The organism is Elstera litoralis (genome assembly GCF_000963705.1).
Classification (GTDB): Bacteria; Pseudomonadota; Alphaproteobacteria; order Elsterales; family Elsteraceae; genus Elstera; species Elstera litoralis.
In genome coordinates this window covers 1-7266 of the sequence record NZ_LAJY01000295.1, presented here as the reverse complement: position 1 = coordinate 7266, position 7266 = coordinate 1, and the positions used below count along the sequence as shown (strand labels likewise).

Below are 7266 nucleotides of genomic sequence, written 5' to 3'. Positions count from 1 at the left end.
AAGCCCGCGCCGCCGCCGAAGGCTCCGGCAAGCCATCGGCTCGCCGACGATAGCGGCCTTGCCGTCCACGGCCTCGGCGGCGCACCGGGCATTTATTCCGCGCGCTGGGCCGGGCCGGGCAAGGATTTTTCGGTAGCGATGGACCGGGTGCGCACCGAGTTGGGCGATAATCCCGACCGCAGCGCCGCCTTCCACTGTGCCCTATCGCTCGCTTGGCCCGATGGGCAGATCGTGACCTTCGAGGGCATCATCGACGGCACGCTGACCTTCCCGGCGCGCGGCCCGAATGGCTTCGGGTACGATCCGATTTTCATTCCCACCGGCTACACGCAGACTTTTGGGGAAATGGACGCTGGTGCCAAACACGCCATGAGCCACCGCGCCCGCGCCTTCGAGCAGTTGGTGAAAGCTGTTTTCGCGTGAGCCTACCGCCCGATCCGCGCAGCTTTGGCGTTTACGTCCATTGGCCCTTCTGCCGCTCGAAATGCCCCTATTGCGACTTTAACAGTCATGTGCGGGATAAAATTGAGGCAGACGCGTGGGAGCACGGCCTGACCGCCAGCCTGACGCGCCAAAAAGCGCGCTTTGACGCCGAAGGATTGGGCAATCGCAGCGTTTCATCGATTTTTTTCGGCGGCGGCACCCCGTCGCTGATGCCGCCGCGCTTGGTCGGTAGCGTGATCGACACGATTGCCCGGCTCTGGCCGCTCGCCGCCGGGGCGGAAATCAGTCTGGAAGCCAACCCGACGTCTGCCGAGGCCGAAAATTTCGCGGGCTATGCGAGCGCCGGGGTCAATCGGCTATCCATCGGTGTGCAGGCCCTGGAGAAAAACGCGCTCGGCTTTTTGGGACGCACCCATGATCCCGATGAAGCCCGCCGCGCGATTGCGCTCGCAGCCAAGCATTTCCAGCGCTTCAGCTTCGATCTGATCTACGCCCGCCCCGGCCAATCGGTTGCGGCCTGGGAAGCCGAACTGCGGCAAGCCTTGGATTTGGCGGTGGGCCATCTGTCGCTGTATCAACTGACCATCGAGCCCGGCACCGCCTTTTATGGCGCGCACGCGCGCGGCGATTTCGCCCTGCCGGATGATGCGCTGGCGGGCGATCTCTATGAGGCGACGCAAGCGCTGCTGACGGCGGCCGGGCTGCCCGCTTACGAGATTTCCAATCACGCGAAGCCGGGTCAGGAAAGCCGCCATAATCTTCTGTATTGGCGCTACGGCGATTACCTCGGCGTCGGCCCCGGCGCGCACGGGCGGCTGACTCTGGACGATGGCACGCCCCTCGGCCATAAGCTCGCTACCCGCGCGCAAAAAGTGCCGGAAACTTGGCTCGCAGCTTTAGAGGCGGGCGAAGACGGTCTGACCGAGGTCGACCCCGTCGCCGTGCCCGACCGTCTCACCGAACTGACCATGATGGGCCTGCGCCTCGCCGAAGGTGTGCCCCTCGCCCGCTACTTACGCGAAACCGGCCTGCGACCGGACGCCAGCTTGGATGCCGCCGGGCTTTCCCGCATGATCGAGGGCGGGTTTTTAGCGCAGACCGACACGCATCTAACCGCCACCGCGGCGGGACGGCAGCGGCTGAACGCGCTGCTGACGCAGATTCTTCCCGAGGATGTTCCGGCATGATCGATCTCTTCCCCCTCGCCCGCCCGTTCCTGCATCGGATGGACCCGGAGGAGGCGCATGGCCTCACGCTGAAGCTGCTCGCTGCCGGGATAGTGCCGCAGGTGCCGATTCCGCCGCTGCCGCGCCTTGTGACGCATATGTTCGGGCGCGATCTGCCGCACCCGCTGGGTCTGTCGGCGGGGTTCGACAAGAATGCGCGCGCTTTCCACCAGTTTCCGCGCTTGGGCGTCAGCTTTGGCGAGATTGGCGGCGTCACGCCCCTGCCGCAAATCGGCAACCCGCGCCCGCGCTTGTTTCGATTGAGCGAGGATCAGGCGATCATCAACCGCATGGGCTTTAATAATGAGGGGATGGCCGCCGTCGCCGCCCGCTTTGCCGCGCGCAAGGCACCGGGCCAGATCGTCGGCGTTAATCTCGCCTCCAATGCCGATAGCGCCGATCCGGCCAATGATTTTGTTCTGCTGGCACGCGCCTTTGCCCCCCAGGCCGATTTTCTAACGCTCGATATTTCCTGCCCGAATACGGCGAACGGCAAGATGTTCCTGAGCCCCGGCCCGTTGCGTGATCTACTGGAACGGCTGGCCGCGCTTTTCGACACCTCCGGCCTCAAACGCCCGCCGCTGGTCGCCAAAATCGCCCCCGATATCGACGAGGCGGGGCTCGATGCCGTGCTAGAGGTGCTGCTGGAAAAAGGCATCGACGCGCTCACCCTGAGCAATACCACCCTCGCCCGCCCCGACACCCTGCGCAGTTCTGAGAAGAACGAGCGCGGCGGCCTCTCCGGCCCGCCCTTGTTTGCCGCCTCGACGGATATTCTGCGCAAAGTGTTTTGCCGAACGCGCGGCAGCCTGCCGTTGATTGGCGTCGGCGGGATCAACAGCGGGGCCGATGCCTATGCGAAGGTGAAGGCGGGGGCCTCCGCCCTGCAACTCTATACGGCGCTCGTTTACCAAGGCCCCTGGGCCGTTCGCCGCATTCTGGTGGAACTCGATCGGCTTCTCGCCCACGACGGCCACGCCCGCCTGAGCGAGGCGGTCGGGATCGAAGCCTAATCTACGGGCTTGCTCATTCGAAGAATTGACCTTAGCGTGAACAAAAATATCGGGAGGATCGAATGCGCTTCGATCTCGTTATCTTTGATTGCGATGGGGTTCTGGTCGATAGCGAGGTTCTAAGCTGCACCAGCCTTGCGGCGCTATTGACCGAAGCGGGGCTGCCGACGCGCGCCGACGAGGCGATGGCGCGCTTCCTTGGGCGCAGCGTGACCGCGATTGCCGAGGATTTTCAGGCGCGCTTAGGCCGCCCGCTACCCGACGATTTTCTGCCGCGCTTTCGCACCGATGTGATGGCGCGAATGCAGCGGGATTTAACCGCGATCCCCGATATCGCCGAGGTGCTGGACGCGCTGACGGCGCGCGGGCAGCGCTTCTGCGTCGCCTCCTCCTCGGAGCGGCCCCGGCTCGATCTCGCCCTCAGCCTGACCGGCCTTGCGCCGTTTTTCGAAAATCGGGTGTTTAACGCCGCGATGGTGGCGCGCGGTAAGCCCGCGCCGGACCTATTTCTGCACGCGGCGCAGGCCTTGAACGCCGATCCGGCCCGCTGCCTTGTGATCGAAGATAGTCTGGCGGGCGTTCAAGCCGGAAAGGCGGCGGGGATGATCGTCTGGGGCTTTACCGGCGGCAGTCACCATCAAGACGGGGCGAGTGCGGAAAGACTGGCGGCGGCGGGGGCAGATCGCCTATTCAGTAGAATGAAAGAATTCGATCCCGCCGGAGTTTGACCCGACCGATGGCCAGTAGCGACAACGACCCGTCGCGCCTTGACGATGCCGCCCGCGCGGGCTGGCTCTATTTCATCGCGGGCAATACCCAGGATGAGATTGCGCGCAAGCTTGCCGTCTCGCGGCCCACGGCGCAGCGGCTGGTGTCGCTGGCGGTCTCGGAACGGCTGATTACCTTCCGGCTCGACCACCCAATCGCCGCCTGTATGGAACTCGCGGCCAAGCTTACCGAACGCTACGGTTTGCAAATGTGCGACGTGGTGCCGAGCGATCCCGAGGCGACCAGCAGCACCCTCGGCATCGCCCAAGCCGCCGCCGCTTTCCTGGAACAAAAGCTGCGCTCGGACAAGCCGATCATCATTGGCGTCGGCACCGGGCGGGCGCTGCGGGCCGCCGTCGAGCAACTGCCGCGCCTCAACTGCCCGCTGCACGAGGTCGTCTCCCTGATCGGCAATATCTCGCGCGACGGGGCCGCCAGCTTCTACGATGTGCTGAGCCGCCTGGCCGACCTCACCCAAGCCCGTCACTATCCAATGCCGCTGCCGATTCTCGCCACTTCGCCGGAGGAGCGCGATTTGCTGCTGGGGCTCGATGCGGTCCGAAAGGTGCGGGCGCTGGCGGCGCGCGCCGATGTTACCCTGGTCGGCGTCGGCCAGATCGATGGGCAGGCGCAACTGCATATCGACGGCTTCATTTCGCGCGATGAATTGATGGACCTTATCCGCCTGGGCGCGATTGGCGAGGTCGCCGGTTGGGCCTTCGATGCGCAAGGGCGGATTCTGGAGGGCGGCACCAATCGCACGCTGATGAGCGTTCCGCACCAGATTCCCGCCGAACGGCTGATCGTCGGCGTCGCCCAGGGCAGTGCAAAAATTCAAACCATCCGAGCTGCCCTAACCGGGCGCATTCTGAGCGGCCTCATTACCAACGAAGCCACAGCCCGCGCGCTTCTGGCCTAATTCCTCCTACGATACATCGCTGATTTTGCACCGCAAAAAGCGTGCAGAGAAACGCGCCCCTGCGACATTTACGCGCGTTTTGCGATTGACAAGGCAGACGCAAAAAATGAACATACGCTCACTATAAGAACATATGTTCAATATCCAGGGAGGATAGATCATGCGTATGACTCTCGGGGCCCTCTTGGGTGCCGTCTCTCTCCTTGCCTTCTCCGCCTCGGCCCAAACCAAGCTGACCATCGCCACGGTGAACAATGGTGATATGATCCGCATGCAGGGCCTCACCGCCGATTTCACCGCGAAAAACCCCGGCATTACCGTTGAGTGGGTAACGCTCGAAGAAAATGTGCTGCGCCAGCGCGTGACCACCGATATTTCCACCAAGGGCGGCCAGTTCGATGTGCTGACCATCGGCACCTACGAAGTGCCGATTTGGGCGAAGCAGGGCTGGCTAGTGCCGCTCGACGGGCTCGGTGCCGATTATGATGCGGACGATCTGCTGCCCGCCATCCGCTCCGGCATTTCGGACGGCGGCAAGCTCTACGCCTCGCCCTTCTACGGCGAAAGCTCCTTCGTGATGTACCGCAAAGACCTGTTTGAAAAAGCAGGCTTGCAGATGCCAAAAGAGCCGACCTGGGATTTCATCGCCAGCGCCGCCAAGAAAATCACCGATACCAGCACCCAAACCTATGGCATCTGCCTGCGCGGCAAGGCCGGGTGGGGCGAGAATATGGCCTTCCTGACAGCCATGGCCAATTCGATGGGTGCGCGCTGGTTCGACGAAAAATGGAACCCGGAGTTCACCGGGCCGGAATGGACCAAGACCCTCACCACCTACGCCACGATGATGAAGGAGTCCGGCCCGCCGGGTGCCTCCGCCAATGGCTTCAATGAAAACCTTGTGCTGTTCAACTCGGGCAAATGCGGCATGTGGATCGATGCCACCGTAGCCGCCTCCTTTGTGACCAACCCGAAGGAAAGCACGGTTTCCGATAAGGTCGGCTTCGCCATCGCCCCGAATGCGGGCCTCGGTAAGAACGCTGGCTGGCTGTGGGCCTGGAATCTCGCGGTCCCGGCGGGCTCGAAAAAGACCGACGCGGCGCAGAAATTCATCGCTTGGGCGACCAGCAAGGATTACACCAAGCTCGTGGCCGCGAAAGAAGGCTGGGCCAATGTACCGCCGGGCACGCGCAAGTCGCTCTACGCCAACCCGGACTATCTGAAGGCCGCCCCCTTTGCCGAGCTGACCTTGGCCGCGATCAACGCCGCCGATCCGATCAACAGCACGGTCAAGCCGAAGCCTTATGTGGGCGTTCAGTTCGCCGCGATCCCGGAATTCCAGGGCATTGCGACCCGCGTCGGCCAGTCCTTCTCGGGCGTCATCGCCGGGGCGACCTCGGTGGAAGAAGCCTTGAAGTCGGCGCAAACCATTACCGAACGGGAAATGAAGCGCGCCGGTTATATTAAGTAGACTCTCTCCCGGATTGGGGGTGACTCCCGCGCGGAGTCACCCTTTTTTTTACGCATTGGGAGCATCGGCATGGCCACTCGCCATAGTAACATCGCCGCCCGTCTTGCCCTATCGCCCTCGGTTATTCTGCTGTTTCTGTGGATGATCGTGCCGCTCGGGCTGACGCTCTATTTTTCCACCCTGCGCTATAATCTTCTCTCCCCCGGCACAGAAAGTTTCGTGGGGTTTGAAAATTACGCTTATTTCCTGGCCGATCCTGACTTCCTCGCTAGCCTGCAAAATACGCTGGTGCTGGTGGGGGGCGTGCTGGCGATTACCGTGCTGCTCGGCATCGGCATCGCTCTGCTCATCGATCAGCCGATGTTCGGGCAGGGGCTCGTGCGTATCATGGTCATCACGCCGTTTTTCGTGATGCCGACGGTGAGCGCGCTGGTGTGGAAAAACCTGCTGATGCACCCGGTTTCGGGCCTGTTCGCCTGGGTAGCGATGCTGTTCGGCTTTCAGCCCGTCGATTGGTTCGGGCGGTTGCCGATGTTCTCGGTTATTTTGATCGTGGCGTGGCAATGGCTGCCCTTCGCCGCGCTGATTTTACTGACCGCGCTGCAATCCCTCGACGGCGAGCAGAAGGAAGCCGCCGAAATGGATGGCGCGGGGCCGTTTGCCTATTTCTTCTATATCGTGCTGCCGCACCTCGCCCGCCCGATTACGGTCGTCATTATGATCGAGACGATTTTTCTGCTCTCGGTCTTTGCGGAAATCTTCGTCACCACCGGCGGCGGCCCTGGGGTTGCCACCACGAATATCGCCTTCCTCGTCTATGCCCAGGCCCTCATTCAATATGATGTGGGCGGCGCGTCGGCGGGGGCGATTGTCGCCGTGGTTCTCGCCAATATCGTCGCGTTTTTCCTCGTGCGCCTCGTCGGCAAGAATTTGGAGGCGTAAGATGGCGCGCTCGACCCCGCTTCCCCGCCGCCTCATCAACTCCGGTTTCGCCTGGGCCGTCGGCCTGCTGATGTTCGGCCCGGTGCTATGGATGATCCTCACCAGCTTCAAGACCGAGGTCGACGCCTCGGCCATGCCGCCGCAGTTTCTGTTCTTTCACTGGACCTTGGAAAATTATCTGACGGTCCAGGAGCGCAGCGATTATCTGCTCCATGCCTGGAACTCGATCTTCCTCAGCTTTGGCGCGACGATCTTCGGGTTGCTGGTGGCCATTCCCGCCGCCTGGGCGATGGCCTTTGCGCCGAACAAGCGCACGAAAGACGTGCTGCTGTGGATGCTCTCGACCAAGATGATGCCCGCCGTGGGCGCGCTGGTGCCGATCTATCTGATTTTCCGCGATACGGGGATGCTGGACAATCGCTGGGGCCTGCTGGTCGTGCTCGGCATGGGCAATCTGCCGATTGTGGTGTGGATGCTCTACAC

Annotated in this window: 7 protein-coding genes and 1 pseudogene; all 8 read left to right on the top strand. The window is 62.6% G+C overall.

What is annotated here, in order from left to right:
- Positions 1-423: pseudogene (locus VZ95_RS11940) on the top strand (non-canonical purine NTP pyrophosphatase); the annotation flags it as partial.
- On the top strand, positions 420-1631 hold the full coding sequence (gene hemW / locus VZ95_RS11935) for a radical SAM family heme chaperone HemW (protein WP_045776039.1): 1212 nt from the start codon (positions 420-422) through the stop codon (positions 1629-1631). The pseudogene VZ95_RS11940 and the gene hemW, both read left to right, overlap by 4 nt.
- Positions 1628-2683 (top strand): quinone-dependent dihydroorotate dehydrogenase, encoded by a 1056-nt coding sequence (locus VZ95_RS11930; RefSeq protein ID WP_045776038.1) that lies wholly within the window; start codon positions 1628-1630, stop codon positions 2681-2683. The genes hemW and VZ95_RS11930 overlap by 4 nt, the downstream gene beginning before the upstream one ends.
- A 62-nt stretch (positions 2684-2745) precedes the next feature.
- On the top strand, positions 2746-3411 hold the full coding sequence (locus VZ95_RS11925; protein ID WP_045776037.1) for an HAD family hydrolase: 666 nt from the start codon (positions 2746-2748) through the stop codon (positions 3409-3411).
- Positions 3412-3419: 8 nt separating this feature from the next.
- Positions 3420-4370: a sugar-binding transcriptional regulator gene (locus VZ95_RS11920; RefSeq protein WP_045776036.1), complete on the top strand. Its 951-nt coding sequence runs from the start codon at positions 3420-3422 to the stop codon at positions 4368-4370.
- Positions 4371-4530: 160 nt separating this feature from the next.
- The gene (locus VZ95_RS11915) at positions 4531-5841 is read left to right on the top strand and encodes an ABC transporter substrate-binding protein (protein WP_045776035.1); all 1311 of its coding nucleotides are present in this window, start codon (positions 4531-4533) and stop codon (positions 5839-5841) included.
- Between the two features lie 69 nt (positions 5842-5910).
- Positions 5911-6783 (top strand): carbohydrate ABC transporter permease, encoded by an 873-nt coding sequence (locus tag VZ95_RS11910; protein ID WP_045776034.1) that lies wholly within the window; start codon positions 5911-5913, stop codon positions 6781-6783.
- A 1-nt stretch (position 6784) separates the two neighbouring features.
- Positions 6785-7266 (top strand): carbohydrate ABC transporter permease (locus VZ95_RS11905; RefSeq protein ID WP_045776033.1); only part of this gene is annotated, 482 nt, incomplete at its 3' end.